Source organism: Comamonas humi (genome assembly GCF_054782535.1).
The window spans coordinates 153955-170160 of record NZ_BAAGSH010000007.1 but is presented as its reverse complement, the minus strand read 5'-3'; the positions used below and the strand labels follow the sequence as shown (position 1 = coordinate 170160).

Below are 16206 nucleotides of genomic sequence, written 5' to 3'. Positions count from 1 at the left end.
CTCTGAAAATGAGAGCTGTCAGCGCTTGTTTTATAAGGAATTGCGATTGAAATATATCTGCATTGCTTATGAATCAAGCGCTGGCAGCTCTTGTTTTTGAGGCATGGCTGCCGTCCGGCCTGCGGCGCCGGGGCTGTTGCGGCCTCAGGGCTACCCCGCTGTTGCCGGCCGCCACCTGCGCCGCTGGATCGCCATCCTGGGCGCGCTGCCGCTGGTTGTGCTGGCGGCCTGGGCGGCAGGCGGCGAGGGTTGGAGCTGGCGCGTGGCACTGGCCGCTCTGCTGTGGCTGGCCTGCTGGTGCTGGGCGCTGGCCGGCGTGGGCCATCCGGCGCCCACCCAGCTGTACTGGGATGGCGCCGCCTGGTGGCTGCGCGCGCCGGGCCAGTCGCCGGCCGCGCTTGCGGTGGCGGACCTGCGCGTCGCCATGGACGGCCAGCGCTGGCTGTTGCTGCGCCTGCGCCTCGATGGCGGCCGCGCCCGCTGGCTGGTCCTGCATGGCGCGGCAAATCCGGCGGCCTGGCTGGAGCTGCGCAGGTGCTTATACTCGTCAGCCTGATGCGTGCCGCAGCCAACCGGGGATGCTTCGCGCCTTCTTCCAGATTTATTTCCAGGGCAATTGCCATAACGACCGTGAATCCAGAACATCTTCCCCGCCGTGGGGATGAAAGCCGCCCTGCATGACGCCCTTGCCCGCCACTGCCGCGCGCGACAACTCCGCCGACAGCGACTTCCAGCTCGTGCGCCAGACGGTTGCCGGCGACCAGAAGGCTTTCGGCCTGCTGGTGGTGAAATACCAGCGCCGCATCGAGCGCCTGATCGCCCGCATGGTGCGCGACGTCGACCTGGTGCCCGACCTGGCCCAGGAGACCTTTCTGCGCGCCTACCGCGCCCTGCCGCAGTTCCGCGGCGAGGCCCAGTTCTACACCTGGCTGTACCGCATCGCCGTGAACACCGCCAAGAAGGCGATGGTGGACCTGAGCCGTGACCCGGTGATGACCGAAAGCGCACTGCGCAGCAGCAGCGACGACGACGATGAAACTTCTGTGCCGGGGCGGGAACTAATCAGCCAGGAAACACCCGAAACCGTCATGGCGGCGCAGGAAATCGCCGAGGCGGTGAACGCCGCGATGGCGGCGCTGCCGGAAGAGTTGCGCCAGGCCATCGTGCTGCGCGAGATCGAAGGCATGTCGTACGAGGATATTTCCGAGGCGATGGACTGCCCGATCGGTACGGTGCGGTCGCGGATTTTCCGGGCCCGCGAAGCGATATCGGCCAAGGTCAAGCCGATGCTGGAACGCCAGACCGGCAAGCGCTGGTAAGACCTGGAGCTAGAGGATGAATGCAATGAAACCGATGACAAGCACAGAAAATGCCACGTCCATCGAGGTGCAGGAGCAACTGTCGGCCCTGGTCGACGGCGAACTGGACGACCGGACGCTGGCGCAACTGCTGGCCCGCATGGAAGATGGCGAGGCCCAACTGCACATGCACCAGTCATGGCAGACCTACCACCTGATCGGCGCGTCCATGCGCCAGTCGGAGGGCGCGGCTGCGTCCATGGGGTCGCTGGACTTCCTGGAGCGGCTGAACGCACAGCTGGCGCTGGAGCAGCCCCTGTCGGCGCCGCAGCAGCTGCTGCAGGACGAAGCCCCGGCCCTGGCCGCCCGGCCCGTGCAGCTGCCTGAGCGCGAGGCCGCCAACCAGTCGGTGTTCCGCTGGAAGATGGTCGCCGGCCTGGCTTCGCTGGCCGTGGTGTCGCTGGTGGGCTGGAACGTGCTCGGCACGGGGCCATCCAACGGTGCGGCGCAGCAGATTGCCGCCAATACGAATACGCCGGTGGCTGGAGCCCCGGCGCAGACCCTGGTGCAGATGCCGGTCACCGTGGGGCAGAACGCCTCGGTCATGTTGCGCGACCCCCGGCTCGACGAGCTGCTGGCGGCGCGCGGCCAGATCGGCGGCACCGCCAACCTGCAGATGCCCGCGGGCTTCCTGCGCAATGCCACCTTTGCCGCCGAAAAGCGCAGCGGCAACTGCGCGGACCAGGCTTCGCGCTTGTGCTGAGCGCTTGATCGGCGCCCCTGTACCCCAAACTACCCAAAAGCACCTGGATACAGGTGCTTTTTCTATGGGCGCTTGAATCAGGCCTGGTCACTACCATATGCAAAGGCACGCGGCGGGCGGGGAACCATTTGCGTGCCCGGGTTTCATACCCTGCATTCAGAGGGCCGCGCGCCGGCCGCCACACAAGACAAGGAGTGCTATGTCGGGAAATCGTTGGAAGTCCATTCAGGTCAGTGCGCTGGCAGCCATGCTGGCGATCACCAGTGCCGCCATGCTGCCGGTGGCGGCCGAGGCCCAGGCGGCGCCGGCCGTGCGCGGGCTTCCTGATTTCACCGAGCTGGTGGAGCAGGTCGGCCCGTCAGTGGTCAACATCCGCACGATGGAGAAGGTGTCGAGTCGCCAGAGCGCGAGCGGCCTCGATCCCGACATGCTGGAATTCTTCAAGCGCTTCGGCATTCCGGTGCCCCAGGTGCCGCGCCAGCAGCAGCGGCCGCAGAAGCCCGATTCGGACGAGGAGCAGCCCAGTGGCCTGGGCTCGGGCTTCATCCTCACTGCGGACGGTTACGTGATGACCAATGCCCACGTGGTGGATGGCGCCGACGACGTCATCGTCACGCTGACCGACAAGCGCGAGTTCAAGGCCAAGATCGTAGGCGCCGACAAGCGCACCGACGTGGCCGTCGTGAAGATCGACGCCACCGGCCTGCCGGCGGTGAAGATCGGCGACGTGAACCAGCTCAAGGTGGGCGAATGGGTGATGGCCATCGGCTCGCCATTCGGCCTCGAGAACTCCGTCACCGCCGGCATCGTCAGCGCCAAGCAGCGCGACACCGGCGACTACCTGCCCTTCATCCAGACCGACGTGGCCATCAACCCCGGCAACTCGGGTGGCCCGCTGCTCAACATGCGCGGCGAGGTGGTGGGCATCAACAGCCAGATCTACTCGCGCTCGGGCGGCTTCATGGGCATCTCGTTCTCGATCCCGATCGACGAGGCGGTGCGCGTGAGCGAGCAGCTGCGTGCCACCGGCCGCGTGGTGCGCGGCAAGATCGGCGTGCAGATCTCGACGGTGAGCAAGGACGTGGCCGAGTCCATCGGCCTGGGCAAGGCCCAGGGCGCGCTGGTGACCGGCATCGAGGCGGGCTCGCCCGCGGAGAAGGCCGGCATCGAGGCTGGCGACGTGATCACCAAGTTCGACGGCAAGCCGCTGGAAAAGCTCGCTGACCTGCCGCGCTGGGTGGGCAACACCAAGCCTGGCAACAAGAGCACGGTGACCGTGTTCCGCCGCGGCAAGTCGCTGGACCTGCCCATCACCATCGTCGAGGTGCCCGCCGAGGGCACGGCCACCGCCAAGGCGGCGCCCAAGCCTTCCGACAAGGCCAAGGCCTCGGCATCGGCCCAGCAGCTGGGCCTGGTGGTGACGGACCTGGCCGATGCGCAGAAGAAGTCGCTCAAGGTCAAGGGCGGCGTGCAGATCGTTTCGGCCGACGAAGGTGCGGCGCGCGCGGGCCTGAAGGCCGGCGATGTCATCCTGGCCATCGCCAACATCGAGATCCACGACACGAAGGAGTTCGAGGCGGCCGTGGCCAAGGCGGACAAGGCCAAGCCGGTGAATGTGCTGTTCCGGCGCGGTGAATGGGCGCAATACGTGCTGATTCGCCCGGTGAAGTAAGGCGTTGCTACAATGCCAGCTTCTGCCGCTTGCCGGGCGGCCCCTGGGAAAGACGCCTTGCGAGGCGTCTTTTTTCGCTAAAGCGTATTTTTTGATCGTTGGTTGATGCAGCACATCCGCAATTTCTCCATCATTGCCCATATCGACCATGGCAAGTCCACACTGGCCGACCGCCTGATCCAGCGCTGCGGCGGCCTGGCCGAGCGTGACATGGAGGCCCAGGTGCTGGACTCGATGGACATCGAGAAGGAGCGCGGCATCACCATCAAGGCCCAGACCGCGGCCCTGCAGTACAAGGCGCAGGACGGCAAGGTCTACAACCTGAACCTGATCGACACCCCCGGCCACGTCGACTTCTCGTACGAGGTGAGCCGTTCGCTGTCCGCCTGCGAGGGTGCGCTGCTGGTGGTCGACGCCTCGCAGGGCGTCGAGGCCCAGACCGTGGCCAACTGCTACACCGCGCTCGACCTGGGCGTGGAAGTGATGGCGGTGCTCAACAAGATGGACCTGCCCCAGGCCGACCCGGACAACGCCAAGGCCGAGATCGAGGACGTGATCGGCATCGACGCCAGCGACGCCATTCCCTGCTCGGCCAAGACCGGCATGGGCATCGACGAGATCCTCGAGGCCGTGGTGGCCAAGGTGCCGCCGCCCAAGGGCAACCCCGACGGCCCGCTGCGCGCCATGATCATCGACAGCTGGTTCGACAGCTACGTCGGCGTGGTCATGCTGGTGCGCGTGGTCGACGGCGAACTCAAGAAGAACGAGCGCTTCAAGATGATGGCCACGGGCGCCGCCTACGAGGCCAACAGCCTGGGCGTGTTCACGCCGGCCAACCAGCCGCGCGACAGCCTGAGGGCGGGCGAGGTGGGCTACATCATCGCCGGCATCAAGGAGCTGAAGGCCGCCAAGGTGGGCGACACCATCACGCTCGAGAAGAAGCTGCCCAACAACCTGGGCCCTGCCGACAAGGCGCTGCCCGGCTTCAAGGAAATCAAGCCCCAGGTGTTCGCGGGCCTGTACCCCACCGAGGCTTCGGAATACGACCAACTGCGCGATGCGCTCGAAAAGCTGCAGCTCAACGATTCGTCGCTGCAGTTCGAGCCCGAGGTGTCGCAGGCACTGGGCTTCGGCTTCCGCTGCGGCTTCCTGGGCCTGCTGCACATGGAGATCGTGCAGGAGCGCCTCGAGCGCGAATTCGACCAGGACCTGATCACCACCGCGCCCAGCGTGGTCTACCAGGTGGTCAAGGGCGATGGCGAGGTCATCGACGTGGAGAACCCCTCGAAGATGCCCGATGTCGGCCGCATCCAGGAGATTCGCGAGCCCATCGTGACCGTGCACCTGTACATGCCGCAGGACTACGTGGGCCCGGTGATGACGCTGGCCAACCAGAAGCGCGGCGTGCAGATGAACATGCAGTACCACGGCCGCCAGGTCATGCTGACCTACGAGCTGCCGCTGGGCGAGATCGTGCTGGACTTCTTCGACAAGCTCAAGTCGGTGTCGCGCGGCTATGCGTCGATGGACTACGAGTTCAAGGAATACCGCGCATCCGACGTGGTCAAGGTGGACATCCTGCTCAATGGCGAGAAGGTCGATGCGCTGTCCATCATCGTGCACCGCAGCCAGTCCACCTACCGCGGCCGCGCCGTGGTGGCCAAGATGCGCGAGATCATCAGCCGCCAGCAGTTCGACGTGGCCATCCAGGCGGCGATCGGCGCCAACATCATTGCGCGCGAGACCGTCAAGGCGCTGCGCAAGAACGTGCTGGCCAAGTGCTACGGTGGCGACATCACCCGCAAGCGCAAGCTGCTCGAAAAGCAGAAGGCCGGCAAGAAGCGCATGAAGCAGATTGGCTCGGTGGAAGTGCCGCAGGAAGCCTTCCTGGCAATCCTGCAGGTCGAAGAATAACAACCCAGATTTCTATGCAAATCCTGACATCGCTGATCCTGGCCGCGTTCGTGGCCTACATGGGGGCCTGGTACGCTGGCGCCATCGAAGGCAACTTCGCGCTGCTGCTGCTGCTGGCCACCGTGGTGACCGGGGCGTACTGGCTGGCCGAGCGTTTCCACTTTCTGCCGCGCCGCCGCGCCGCCGCCGCCGCGCTTGAGGCCTCGGCTGCCAAGCGGCGTGCCGAGCTGGACCAGCAAGGCATCCAGAAAGTGGACACCGACGTCGAGGAAGGCAAGCAGCGCATCCTGATGCAGCCCTGGTGGCTGGACTGGACCGCGGGCCTGTTCCCGGTGATCGCCGTGGTGTTCGTGCTGCGCTCCTTCCTGTTCGAGCCGTTCAAGATCCCGTCGGGCTCGATGATCCCCACGCTGCAGATCGGCGACCTGATCCTGGTCAACAAGTTCACCTACGGTGTGCGCCTGCCGGTGATCAACAAGAAGATCTCCGACGGCACGCCGCCCCAGCGCGGCGACGTGATGGTGTTCCGCTACCCGCCGCAGCCCAGCATGGACTACATCAAGCGTGTGGTGGGCGTGCCCGGCGACGAGGTGGCCTACCTGAACAAGCGCCTGACCATCAACGGCAAGCCGGTGGCCACCGCCAACATGCCGGACTATTTCGAGCCGGATGCGATGCGCTACTTCAAGCAGATCGAGGAACAGCTCGGCGACAAGAAGCACCGCGCCATCATCAACCCCGACGTGCCCAACTTCGTGCAGGGCGCGTCCGACTTCAAGTACAAGGACCAGTGCCGCTACAGCGTGGAAGGCGTGGTCTGCAAGGTGCCGGCGGGGCATTACTTCATGATGGGCGACAATCGCGACAATTCGCTGGATTCTCGCTACTGGGGCTTCGTGCCCGATGAGAACATCGTCGGCAAGGCCTTCTTCGTGTGGATGAATTTCGGCAATCTCAAGCGTATCGGCTCGTTCAATTAAAAAATGGGGGGAGTGGCCATGCATGCAGGTGCGACGGGGCTGCGTTCGCGGCAGAGGGGCATCACGTTCGTGGGGCTGGTGTTCTGGGGATTCCTGATCGTGGCCGGTGCCATCATCGGCAGCAAGGCCGTTCCCATCTTCATCGAGCACCAGGCCATCCACAAGGCGGCGCAGAAGGCGGCGCGCGAAGGCACGACGGTGGTCGAGGTCCGCAACATCTACGACCGGGCCGCGGCGATCGACGACATGACCTCGGTCACCGCCCGCGACCTGGAGATCACCAAGGAAAACAACCAGGTGGTGGTGTCGTACCGCTACGAGCGCGACATTCCGCTCTTTGGCCCGGCCTACCTGGTGTTCCGCTTCCATGACAGCGTGAAGTAGGTGGAAGACGCCAGCCTGCAAGCGCTGCAGCAGCGGCTGCAGCACCCCTTCAAGGACCCGGCCCTGGTGCGCCGGGCGCTGACGCACCGCAGCTTTTCGTCCGAGCATTACGAACGCCTGGAATTCCTGGGCGACTCGGTGCTGGGCCTGGCCGTGTCCACCATGCTGTTCCAGCAGCTCAAGGGCACGCCCGAGGGCGAGCTGTCGCGCATCCGCGCCAACCTGGTCAAGCAGGACACCCTGCACCAGATCGCCAAACGCCTGCAGCTGGCGCCGCTGCTGCGCCTGGGCGAGGGCGAGGCCAAGTCCGGCGGCCGCGAGCGGCCCTCGATCCTGGCGGATGCGGTGGAGGCGCTGATCGGCGCCGTCTACCTCGACGCGGGCTACGGCAGCGCCGAGGCTGTGGTGCACCGGCTGTACGCGGGCCTCGAGATCTCGAAGGCCATGCCCGCCGCTTCGAAGGACCCCAAGACCGCGCTGCAGGAATGGTTGCAGGCCCGCCGCAAGCCGGTGCCGCAGTACGAAGTGGCGAACATCTCCGGCGCGGCCCATGCGCAGACCTTCCATGTGCAGTGCACGGTGCCCGAGCTGCAGGCCCAGACCCTGGGCCAGGGCCCGTCGCGGCGCGCCGCCGAGCAGGATGCCGCCGCCGCCATGTTGCAACAGCTGCAAGCGCAGCACCGATAATGTGTGAATGACTGATCCCAAGCCTCAACCGCAATCCGCCGCCGACCTCGATGCCATGCTGGCCGCCGCCAAGCCCGGTGCGGGCACGGTGCGCGTAGACACTGTCGCCGAGCCCGAGGCGCAGCCCGCCGCAGCGACGGGACCGCAGCGCTGCGGCCTCATCGCCATCGTGGGCAAGCCCAACGTGGGCAAGTCCACGCTGATGAACGCGCTGGTGGGCCAGAAGATCAGCATCACCTCGCGCAAGGCGCAGACCACGCGCCACCGCATCACCGGCATCCGCTCCGAGGGCAACACGCAATTCGTGTTCGTCGATACGCCGGGCTTCCAGACCAAGCACAGCACGGCGCTGAACAAGTCGCTGAACAAGACGGTGATGGGCGCGATCGGCGACGTGGACCTGATCCTCTTCGTGGTCGAGGCCGGCAACTTCACGCTGGCCGACGCCAAGGTGCTGTCGCTGTTCAAGCCTGGCATCCCCACGCTGCTGATCGCCAACAAGCTCGACCAGGTGCACCGCCGCGCCGAGATCGCGCCGTGGCTGAAGAGCATGCAGGAGCGCCATCCCTTCGCCGAGTTCGTGCCCATGTCGGCCAAGAACAAGGGCGACATCCAGCGCCTGTTCGGCATCTGCGAGAAATACCTGCCCGAGCAGGCCTGGTGGTACGCCGAGGACGAGCTGACCGACCGCAGCGAGAAATTCCTGGCCAGCGAAACCGTGCGCGAGAAGCTTTTCCGCTTCACCGGCGACGAGCTGCCCTATACCTCCACCGTGGTCATCGACAAGTTCGACGAAGAGCCCAGCAAGCTGCACAAGCGCTTCATGCGCATCGCCGCGACCATCGTGGTCGAGCGCGACGGCCACAAGGCCATGGTGATCGGCGAGAAGGGCGAGCGCCTCAAGCGCATCAGCACCGAGGCCCGCCAGGAGCTGGAAAAGCTCCTGGATGCCAAGGTCTTCCTCGAGGTCTGGGTCAAGGTGCGTTCCGGCTGGGCCGACGACGAGGCCCGCGTGCGCTCCTTCGGCTACGAATGAACGATGGCCCCCACGCTTCCTCACTGCGTGTAGTCGCTGCCCCCCGAGGGGGCCGCGTTTCGCCTTGGGGCGGCCCGGCGCCGAAACCACAGCGCCCTCTGGCACACACTGCGCCGTAGCTTATGGCGATCAAACGCGTCTCCGAAGAGCCGGCCTTCATCCTGCACCGCTACGACTGGAGCGAGTCCAGCCTGATCCTGGAGTGCTTCACCCGCCACCGCGGCCGGGTGGCGCTGGTGGCCAAGGGGGCGAAGAAGCCCACGTCCAGCTTCCGCCCGGTGCTGCTGGCGCTGCAGCCGCTGCGCCTGTCCTATGGCATGGCTGCCGAGGGCAGCTCCGACATCCACACGCTGAAAAGCGCCGAATGGGCAGGCGGCCATGTGATGCCCAGCGGCGACAGCCTGCTCGCCGGCCTGTACCTGAACGAGCTGCTCATGCGCCTGCTGGCGCGCGAAGACCCGTTCGCCGCGCTGTTCGACGTGTATGCCGGCGTGGTGCGCGTGCTGGCCAGCGACCATGGCGACGCCCTGGAGCCGGTGCTGCGCGCCTTCGAGCTGCTGCTGCTGCGCGAGCTGGGCCTGCTGCCCGCGCTCGATGCGCAGACGCTGTCGCTGCAGGCGCTCGCGCCCGCGCAGCGCTACGTGATCACGCCCGAGGCCGGGCTGCGCGCCGCCGGCGATGCCGAGCGTTCGGGCCTGGCCGGCGCGCGCTGGCTGGAACTCGAGGCGGCGCTGGCGGCTCCAAATCCCTATCCGGCCGTGCTGCGGGCTTGCGCGTTGTGTGCCGGCGAGTTAAAAGCCCAATTGAGGACCTTGCTGCAACACCACTGCGGACAGACGGTGTTGCGCACCCGCCAGCTGATGATGGACATTCAATCGCTATGACGCCTACTGCTTCCAAGACCGCCAGGACTGCGCTGTCGGTCAATCTCAACAAGGTCGCCCTGGTGCGCAATACGCGCCACCTGGGCATTCCCAGCGTGACCCGGGCCGCGCGCCTGTGCCTGGAGGCCGGTGCGCAGGGCATCACCGTGCACCCGCGGCCGGACGAGCGCCACATCCGTCCCGACGACGTGTACAAGCTCGCCGAGGTGCTGGCCACCTGGCCCGAGCCGCGCGAGTTCAACATCGAGGGCAACCCCTTCCACAACCTGATGGACTTCGTGCGCGAGCTGCGGCCCTCGCAGGCCACCTTCGTGCCCGACAGCGAAGGCCAGTTCACCAGCGACCATGGCTGGAGCTTTCCGCAGGACGCCGAGCGCCTCAAGCCCCTGATCGCCGAGTGCAAGGCCCTGGGCGTGCGCGTGAGCCTGTTCATGGACCCGGCGCCCGAGCAGATGGCCGCGGCCAAGGCCGTGGACGCGGACCGGGTCGAGCTGTACACCGAGCCCTATGCCGCGGCCTTCGGCACCGCGCAGCAGGCGGTCGAGCTGCGCCGCTATGCCGAAGCGGCCAAGGCCGCGCAGCAGGCCGGCCTGGGCGTGAACGCCGGGCACGACCTGAGCCTGCGCAACCTCACGCCCTTTGTCTCGCAGGTGCCGGGCGTGCTCGAGGTGTCCATCGGCCATGCCTTCGTCGCCGACGCGCTGGAGATCGGCTACGCCGAGGCCGTGCGCGCCTACCTGCGCTGCCTGGAGGCGCGGCCGGACGGCGTGCTACTGGGTTGATAGCTGCTGGCGCTTGCTGCATGGGCACCAGAGGCCAATTTCCTTCAAAACCATGATCTACGGCATAGGCACCGACATCTGCGACATCCGCCGCATTCGCGCGGCGCTCGAGCGCAACGGCGACCGCTTTGCACGCAAGGTGCTGGCCGAGGGCGAGTGGCAGGTCTGGCAGGCGCGCTCGGCGCGCTGGCCCGAGCGCGGCGTGCGCTACCTGGCGACGCGCTTCTCGGCCAAGGAGGCGTTCTCCAAGGCCGTGGGCCTGGGCATGCGCATGCCCATGACCTGGCGGCTCTGCGAGATCATCAACCTGCGCTCGGGCAAGCCTGAGATCCGCCTGCACGGCGAACTCAAGACCTGGTTCGAGGCCCAGGGGCTGAAGGCGCACATCACCGTCACCGACGAGTCCGAGTACGCCGCCAGCTTCTGCGTGGTCGAGAAGGATTGATAGCCAAATCGACCGATGGCGCTTATCCAGCAAGCGTCAATAGCTCATTTTTTCATAGTATCCATCTGCCATGACTTTGCACGCGCCCCTGATCATCGACATTGCCGGCACCGCACTGACCGACGCGGACCGGCGGCGCCTGGCCCATCCGCTGGTGGGCGGCATCATCCTCTTCGCCCGCAACTGGAGCAGTCGCGCGGCGCTGGTGCAGCTGTGCGCCGAGATCAAGGCCATCAAGCCCGACCTGCTGGTCTGCGTGGACCACGAAGGCGGCCGCGTGCAGCGCTTTCGCACCGATGGCTTCACGCACATCCCGGCGATGCGCGCCTTCGGCGAGCTGTGGATGCAGGACGGCAAGGCCGGCGCGGGCAGTGGCGCGATGCGGGCCATGAACGCCGCCACCGCCGCCGGCTACGTGTTGGGCAGCGAGCTGCGCGCTTGCGGCGTGGATTTCAGCTTCACGCCCGTGCTCGACCTCGATTACGGCGAGAGCAGCGTCATCGGCGACCGCAGTTTCCACCGCGACCCGCGCGTGGTCGCGGCGCTGGCCAAGAGCCTGATGCACGGCCTGCTGCAGGCCGGCATGGGCAACTGCGGCAAGCACTTTCCCGGCCACGGCTACGTCAAGGCCGATTCGCATGTGGACATTCCCGTCGACCGGCGCAGCCTCTCGGCCATCCTGGCCGAAGACGCGGCGCCGTACCCCTGGCTGTCGTCCGTGCTCACCGCAGTGATGCCGGCGCACGTGGTCTATCCCAAGGTCGATGCGCGCCCCGCGGGTTTCAGCGAGAAGTGGCTCAAGGACGTGCTGCGCGGCCGCCTGGGCTACGACGGCGCAATCTTCAGCGACGACCTGAGCATGGAGGGCGCGCGGCGCATCGGTGGCCAACTGATCGGCTACACCGACGCGGCGCTGGCCGCGCTCTCGGCCGGCTGCGACCTGGTGCTGTTGTGCAACCAGAGCCTGGGCTTCGGCGAGCACCTGGACGGGCTGCTGGCCGGCATGGAAGATGCCCAGCGCAGCGGCCGCTGGACGCCCGACGAGGACAGCGAATCGCGCCGCCTGGCGCTGCTGCCCGACACCCCGCCGCAGGTGTGGGACGAGCTGATGGTGCAGCCGGCCTACATGCGCGCGCTGGACCTGCTGCCCTGAGCCAGGGCGGGCGCTTCAAAACAAGGAGCTGCTGGCGCTTGATAGATAGGGATTTCCAATGCATTTGTATTGGAAATCCTTGTGCATCAAGCGCTGGCAGCTCTTATTTTTGAATGATCTCACCCACCGGCGACAAGGTGTGCGGCGCGGGTGGGTGCTTCCAGCGGCGCACGGTCTTCTGGAAGATCTGCGTGTTGGGCACCTGCAGGAAGGCGGCGCCGCCATGCTCGGCGCTGCCGTCCTCGATGGTGGTGTAGAGCATGTTGATGTCGACCACGCGGCCGCGCGCGCCGGGCTTGTCGAAGGTGTCGATGACCTCGATGTGGTCGCCCAGGCGGAAGGGCCGGGCGGTGAAGATCAGCAGCGCGCAGAAGAAGTTGGACAGCACGCTCCAGGCCGCGAAGAAGGCGACCGCGCCCACGGCGGCAAAGCCCGAGATGGCGGTCCACAGCACGCTGGCGCTCACGCCCACGCGCTCGAGCACCAGCAGGAAGCTGATGCCCACGATCAGCCAGCGCAGCACGCCCTTGACCGGCACCTCCAGCTCCAGCGGCCAGTCGTAGCGCTGCGCGATGCGACGCGTGAGCTTGCGCAGCAGATAGTGCAGCAGGGCGGCGATGGCGACGATGAGGACGATCTGCAGGCCGGGGACGATGATGTCTCGCCATTCCTCGGCCCAGACGGGCAGCAGGGATTTCAAATGCAACATGGGTAACGGATGGAGCGGCGGCCGCAGGCCTTTCAGGGCAGGGGCGGCACGGGGGGCGCGAGGGGCGGCGCGGCCGGCGTCACGCCCACCCGCATGGTAGCGGAAGCGGCAACCGGCTTGGCGGAGTCGTGCGGCAGCACGGCGGTGATCTGTGTGCCCTGGTTGCGCACCGAGGCCACGGTCAGGCGTCCGCCCGCGGCCTCCACCCGGTGCTTCATGCCGGCCAGGCCGTGCGAGCTGGGGCGCACCTGCTGCGCATCGAAGCCCACGCCGTCGTCGCGCACCTGGATGGCGATGTGGCTGGGGTAGTTCTGCACGTTCACCAGCACGTTCCTGGCCTGGGCGTATTTGCCGATGTTGGTCAGCGACTCCTGCACCAGGCGGTAGATGGTCAGCTCGGTGGCCTCGGCCAGTTCCATGGATTCCATGTTCAGGTCCACGGTGATGTTGCTGCTCTTGGCGAACTCCTCGGTCAGGATCTCCAGCGAGGCCGCCAGTCCCAGGTTGGACAGCGACGAGGGCCGCAGGTCCTCAATGATGCGGCGCTTGAGCGCGATGCCGCTGTTGAGCGTGTCGGTGAGGTGCTTGATGCGGTCGGCCACGTCGACGGACTGCATGTCCACCCGCGACTTGAGGCGCGCCACGTCGAGCTTGGCCGCCGTCAGCAGCGCGCCCAGTTCGTCGTGCAGTTCGCGCGCCAGATGGGCGCGTTCGTCCTCGCGCACCTGCTGCAGGTGCGTGGCCAGCTCGCCCAGCGTGGCGGTGCGCTCGCGCACCAGGGCTTCGAGCCGGTCGCGCTCCTGCTCCAGCGACTTCTGCTCGCGGATCATGAACTCGGTCAGCGTGCCGCTCTGGCGCAGGTAGAGGTAGAAGGCGATCAGCCCGATGACGGTGACGATGGCGATGCCCAGGCGCGCCAGCATCAGCGAGCGCACGATCTCGGCCTCGTTGGTGGCGCGCTGGTTGTCGCTGTGCTCCACCAGCTGGCGCGCGAGCTGGCGGATGCTGTCCATGTTGTCCTGCGCCGAGGGGTGGGAGATGATGTATTTCCACGCGCCGTCGAAACCCTGGTCGTGCAGCTGGATGCTCATGTCCAGCTCGGCGATCTTCTTGGACACCTCCAGCCCCAGGCGCGACGAGGCCAGCTGGTCCTCGGAATGCGCGCCGTAGGCCTTGCGCAGGTTGTCGATGGTGCTGTTGATGTTGGTGACCGAGGCCTTGTATGGGTCGAGGTAGCTGTTGTCGGAGGTGAGCAGGTAGCCGCGCACGCCGGTCTCCGCATCCACGATCTGCTGCAGCAGCTTGTCGATGGCGGTGCGGGTGTGGAAGCTCCCGTTCAGCGTCTCCAGTGCCTGGTGCGAGCGGAAGTACCCGATTTCGTTGATGCCGATCAGAATGGCTGCGGCCAGGAAGGCGGCAGGCAGGCTGATGGCCCACTTGCGCAGGTGCGACCAACGCATGCTATTTCCTTTGTTTGGATGTATCGGAGATTTGTGAATAATAGAGCAGTCGGGTTTGTACCGACGGCAAGAACAGGAGTCTGAATGATCAAGGTCGGGATTGTGGATGACCACGCCATTGTGCGCTCCGGACTCAAGCAGTTCTTCGGCGAGCATGTGGACCTGCGGGTGGTGGGCGAGGCGGCCAATGGCCGCGAGGCCATCGACCTGGTGCGCAACGAAGAAATCGACGTGCTGGTGATGGACCTGTCCATGCCCGGCCAGAGCGGCATCGACGCGCTCGCCATGCTGCGGGCCAAGGCGCCCGACATGGGCATCCTGATCCTCAGCGGCTACCCCGAGGAGCACTACGCCATCAACCTGATCCGCCAGGGCGCCAGCGGCTACCTGAACAAGGAATGCGATCCGCTGGAGATCGTCGAGGCAATCCGCACCATCTCGCTGGGCAAGCGCTACCTGACGCCCACCGTGGCCGAGCTGCTGGCCCAGCAGCTCAACCGCAAGGACGACGTGCCACCGCACGAGCAGCTGTCCGAGCGCGAGTTCCAGGTCTTCCTCAAGCTCGCGCGCGGCGAGACCGCGGGCGACATCGCCAAATCACTCTCGCTGAGCGTGAAGACCGTGAGCACCTACCGCACCCGGCTGATGGAAAAGATGGCACTGTCGTCCAACAGCGACCTGACGTACTACGCCCTCAAGAAGGGCCTGATCGACTGAGGGCGCTACTGCTTCGGCAGGTTGCCGCTCTGGGCATACTCGACGCAGAAGTCGATCAGCGCGTCGATGTCCTGCGACTTGTCGAACACCCGGTCGGCGCCCAGCTGGGTGCAGCGGGCGCGGATGCTGGGCGTGGAGTAGTTGCTCAGCACCACCATGTGCTGGTGCGCGCCGCGCTGCTGCAGGTGCTCGAGCACGCCCAGGCCGCTGCCTTCCTGCAGGAAGATGTCCACGATCGCCAGGTCCCAGGAGTCTTCGTTGGAGCGCAGCCAGGACTTGGCGGCGGTTTCGGTTTCCGCATAGCCGATGGCGACCACCTCGGCCAGGTCTTCGAGCGTGGCGATGAGGTTGTCGCGGATGGTGGGGTTGTCCTCCACCAGATAGGTTCTCAGCTTATTGGGCATACCGGCAGCACAATCGGTACCTGTGTCACACTGTAACGATCATAGCAGCGCCCTATGGGGCGAAAGACAGTCCGGGACCGCTCCGCAGGTAGGACAAATGCCAATTCAGCCGGGCGTGCGCCCGGGGCCGCACACGGGGCAATCCGGGTTGGCGCCCACGGTCATGCGCGTCCATTCCATGTGCTTGGCGTCCAGCATCAGCAGGCGTCCGTCGAGCGACTCGCCGACCCCGGCGAGGATCTTCAGCGCCTCGCAGGCCTGCATTGCGCCGATGATGCCCACCAGCGGCGCGAACACGCCCATGGTGGAGCAGCTCACTTCCTCGAACTGCTCGTCGGGCGAGAACAGGCAGGCGTAGCAGGGGCCTTTGGACGAGCGCCGGTCGAACACCGAGATCTGCCCGTCGAAGCGGATCGCCGCGCCGCTGACCAGCGGCTTGGCGTGCTCCACGCAGGCCCGGTTGATGGCCTGGCGGGTAAGGTAGTTGTCGGTGCAATCGAGCACCACCGAGGCCTGGGCCACCAGCGCGCCCAGCTCATCCTGCGCCACCCGTTTCTGGACCGGGTGTACGACGACATCGGGGTTGATCTCGTGCAGCGCCGCGGCGCAGGACTGCACCTTGGGCATGCCGATGCGCGCCGTGGTGTGCGCGATCTGTCGCTGCAGGTTGGTCAGGTCCACCGCGTCGTCGTCCACCAGCGTGATGGTGCCCACGCCCGCCGAGGCCAGGTACAGGGCCGCCGGGCTGCCCAGGCCGCCGGCGCCGACGACCAGCGCATGCGCGGCCCGCAGCCGCTCTTGGCCCTCGATGCCGATCTCGTCCAGCATCAGGTGCCGGGAGTAGCGCAGCAGTTGTTGGTCGTCCATGGCAGTGCAGTGCAAAGAAAAGGCTGGTGCGCGCTTGCGGCACCAGCCTGG

General features: G+C 66.4%; 18 protein-coding genes. 14 read left to right on the top strand and 4 right to left on the bottom strand.

The genetic code is table 11. The annotated features are described in order from the left end of the window. Positions 1-103 precede the first annotated feature (103 nt). The 13 genes from ACYVKR_RS07955 (at position 104) to nagZ (ending at position 11998) form a co-directional block, all read left to right on the top strand. Positions 104-556: a hypothetical protein gene (locus ACYVKR_RS07955; RefSeq protein WP_460480269.1), complete on the top strand. Its 453-nt coding sequence runs from the start codon at positions 104-106 to the stop codon at positions 554-556. A 121-nt stretch (positions 557-677) separates the two neighbouring features. Next, positions 678-1319 (top strand): sigma-70 family RNA polymerase sigma factor, encoded by a 642-nt coding sequence (gene rpoE, locus ACYVKR_RS07950; RefSeq protein WP_460480268.1) that lies wholly within the window; start codon positions 678-680, stop codon positions 1317-1319. A 34-nt stretch (positions 1320-1353) separates the two neighbouring features. Then, positions 1354-2061 carry a sigma-E factor negative regulatory protein gene (locus ACYVKR_RS07945; protein ID WP_460480267.1) on the top strand — a complete coding sequence of 236 codons (708 nt, stop codon included), beginning with the start codon at positions 1354-1356 and terminating at the stop codon, positions 2059-2061. A gap of 199 nt (positions 2062-2260) precedes the next feature. After that, the gene (locus tag ACYVKR_RS07940; RefSeq protein ID WP_460480266.1) at positions 2261-3733 is read left to right on the top strand and encodes a Do family serine endopeptidase; all 1473 of its coding nucleotides are present in this window, start codon (positions 2261-2263) and stop codon (positions 3731-3733) included. 105 nt (positions 3734-3838) lie between these two features. Further along, positions 3839-5647: an elongation factor 4 gene (gene lepA, locus ACYVKR_RS07935; RefSeq protein WP_460480265.1), complete on the top strand. Its 1809-nt coding sequence runs from the start codon at positions 3839-3841 to the stop codon at positions 5645-5647. Between the two features lie 14 nt (positions 5648-5661). Beyond that, positions 5662-6627 carry a S26 family signal peptidase gene (lepB, locus tag ACYVKR_RS07930; RefSeq protein WP_460480264.1) on the top strand — a complete coding sequence of 322 codons (966 nt, stop codon included), beginning with the start codon at positions 5662-5664 and terminating at the stop codon, positions 6625-6627. Between the two features lie 18 nt (positions 6628-6645). Then, positions 6646-7011 (top strand): DUF4845 domain-containing protein, encoded by a 366-nt coding sequence (locus ACYVKR_RS07925; protein WP_460480263.1) that lies wholly within the window; start codon positions 6646-6648, stop codon positions 7009-7011. Then, positions 7012-7698: a ribonuclease III family protein gene (gene rnc / locus ACYVKR_RS07920; RefSeq protein ID WP_460480262.1), complete on the top strand. Its 687-nt coding sequence runs from the start codon at positions 7012-7014 to the stop codon at positions 7696-7698. Between the two features lie 7 nt (positions 7699-7705). Further along, on the top strand, positions 7706-8734 hold the full coding sequence (era, locus tag ACYVKR_RS07915) for a GTPase Era (protein ID WP_460480261.1): 1029 nt from the start codon (positions 7706-7708) through the stop codon (positions 8732-8734). Between the two features lie 122 nt (positions 8735-8856). Beyond that, positions 8857-9618 carry a DNA repair protein RecO gene (gene recO, locus ACYVKR_RS07910; protein WP_460480260.1) on the top strand — a complete coding sequence of 254 codons (762 nt, stop codon included), beginning with the start codon at positions 8857-8859 and terminating at the stop codon, positions 9616-9618. Beyond that, positions 9615-10400, top strand: coding sequence for a pyridoxine 5'-phosphate synthase (locus tag ACYVKR_RS07905; protein WP_460480259.1), 786 nt, complete (start codon positions 9615-9617; stop codon positions 10398-10400). Before recO ends, ACYVKR_RS07905 begins: the two co-directional genes overlap by 4 nt. A gap of 52 nt (positions 10401-10452) precedes the next feature. Beyond that, a complete protein-coding gene (acpS, locus tag ACYVKR_RS07900) occupies positions 10453-10845 on the top strand; it encodes a holo-ACP synthase (protein WP_460480258.1) in 393 nt (130 codons plus the stop codon). Positions 10846-10915: 70 nt separating this feature from the next. Next, positions 10916-11998 (top strand): beta-hexosaminidase, encoded by a 1083-nt coding sequence (gene nagZ / locus ACYVKR_RS07895; RefSeq protein ID WP_460480257.1) that lies wholly within the window; start codon positions 10916-10918, stop codon positions 11996-11998. A gap of 103 nt (positions 11999-12101) precedes the next feature. Here nagZ and ACYVKR_RS07890 read toward each other — a convergent pair whose 3' ends face one another. Then, a complete protein-coding gene (locus tag ACYVKR_RS07890; RefSeq protein ID WP_460480256.1) occupies positions 12102-12707 on the bottom strand; it encodes a mechanosensitive ion channel domain-containing protein in 606 nt (201 codons plus the stop codon). Between the two features lie 32 nt (positions 12708-12739). Then, the gene (locus ACYVKR_RS07885; RefSeq protein WP_460480255.1) at positions 12740-14167 is read right to left on the bottom strand and encodes a CHASE3 domain-containing protein; all 1428 of its coding nucleotides are present in this window, start codon (positions 14165-14167) and stop codon (positions 12740-12742) included. A gap of 84 nt (positions 14168-14251) precedes the next feature. Here ACYVKR_RS07885 and ACYVKR_RS07880 point away from each other — a divergent pair, with 84 nt between their 5' ends. Next, the gene (locus ACYVKR_RS07880) at positions 14252-14884 is read left to right on the top strand and encodes a response regulator transcription factor (protein WP_460480254.1); all 633 of its coding nucleotides are present in this window, start codon (positions 14252-14254) and stop codon (positions 14882-14884) included. 5 nt (positions 14885-14889) lie between these two features. On the opposite strand, the gene ACYVKR_RS07875 is transcribed toward ACYVKR_RS07880, so the two are convergent. Both ACYVKR_RS07875 and ACYVKR_RS07870 read right to left on the bottom strand, forming a co-directional pair. Continuing rightward, on the bottom strand, positions 14890-15288 hold the full coding sequence (locus tag ACYVKR_RS07875) for a response regulator (protein WP_460480253.1): 399 nt from the start codon (positions 15286-15288) through the stop codon (positions 14890-14892). Positions 15289-15393: 105 nt separating this feature from the next. Next, positions 15394-16155, bottom strand: a complete 762-nt coding sequence (locus ACYVKR_RS07870; RefSeq protein ID WP_460480252.1) for a HesA/MoeB/ThiF family protein — start codon at positions 16153-16155, stop codon at positions 15394-15396. Positions 16156-16206: the final 51 nt, after the last annotated feature.

What these genes read in the sequence shown, in the direction of transcription:
- lepB (WP_460480264.1), top strand. Translation starts at nt 5,662, where the DNA reads ATGCAAATCCTGACATCGCTGATCCTGGCCGCGTTCGTGGCCTACATG.
- ACYVKR_RS07880 (WP_460480254.1), top strand. Translation starts at nt 14,252, where the DNA reads ATGATCAAGGTCGGGATTGTGGATGACCACGCCATTGTGCGCTCCGGA.
- ACYVKR_RS07925 (WP_460480263.1), top strand. Translation starts at nt 6,646, where the DNA reads ATGCATGCAGGTGCGACGGGGCTGCGTTCGCGGCAGAGGGGCATCACG.
- nagZ (WP_460480257.1), top strand. Translation starts at nt 10,916, where the DNA reads ATGACTTTGCACGCGCCCCTGATCATCGACATTGCCGGCACCGCACTG.
- ACYVKR_RS07945 (WP_460480267.1), top strand. Translation starts at nt 1,354, where the DNA reads ATGACAAGCACAGAAAATGCCACGTCCATCGAGGTGCAGGAGCAACTG.
- ACYVKR_RS07955 (WP_460480269.1), top strand. Translation starts at nt 104, where the DNA reads ATGGCTGCCGTCCGGCCTGCGGCGCCGGGGCTGTTGCGGCCTCAGGGC.
- era (WP_460480261.1), top strand. Translation starts at nt 7,706, where the DNA reads ATGACTGATCCCAAGCCTCAACCGCAATCCGCCGCCGACCTCGATGCC.
- lepA (WP_460480265.1), top strand. Translation starts at nt 3,839, where the DNA reads ATGCAGCACATCCGCAATTTCTCCATCATTGCCCATATCGACCATGGC.
- ACYVKR_RS07875 (WP_460480253.1), bottom strand. Translation starts at nt 15,288, where the DNA reads ATGCCCAATAAGCTGAGAACCTATCTGGTGGAGGACAACCCCACCATC.
- recO (WP_460480260.1), top strand. Translation starts at nt 8,857, where the DNA reads ATGGCGATCAAACGCGTCTCCGAAGAGCCGGCCTTCATCCTGCACCGC.
- ACYVKR_RS07885 (WP_460480255.1), bottom strand. Translation starts at nt 14,167, where the DNA reads ATGCGTTGGTCGCACCTGCGCAAGTGGGCCATCAGCCTGCCTGCCGCC.
- ACYVKR_RS07870 (WP_460480252.1), bottom strand. Translation starts at nt 16,155, where the DNA reads ATGGACGACCAACAACTGCTGCGCTACTCCCGGCACCTGATGCTGGAC.
- ACYVKR_RS07905 (WP_460480259.1), top strand. Translation starts at nt 9,615, where the DNA reads ATGACGCCTACTGCTTCCAAGACCGCCAGGACTGCGCTGTCGGTCAAT.
- ACYVKR_RS07890 (WP_460480256.1), bottom strand. Translation starts at nt 12,707, where the DNA reads ATGTTGCATTTGAAATCCCTGCTGCCCGTCTGGGCCGAGGAATGGCGA.
- ACYVKR_RS07940 (WP_460480266.1), top strand. Translation starts at nt 2,261, where the DNA reads ATGTCGGGAAATCGTTGGAAGTCCATTCAGGTCAGTGCGCTGGCAGCC.
- acpS (WP_460480258.1), top strand. Translation starts at nt 10,453, where the DNA reads ATGATCTACGGCATAGGCACCGACATCTGCGACATCCGCCGCATTCGC.
- rpoE (WP_460480268.1), top strand. Translation starts at nt 678, where the DNA reads ATGACGCCCTTGCCCGCCACTGCCGCGCGCGACAACTCCGCCGACAGC.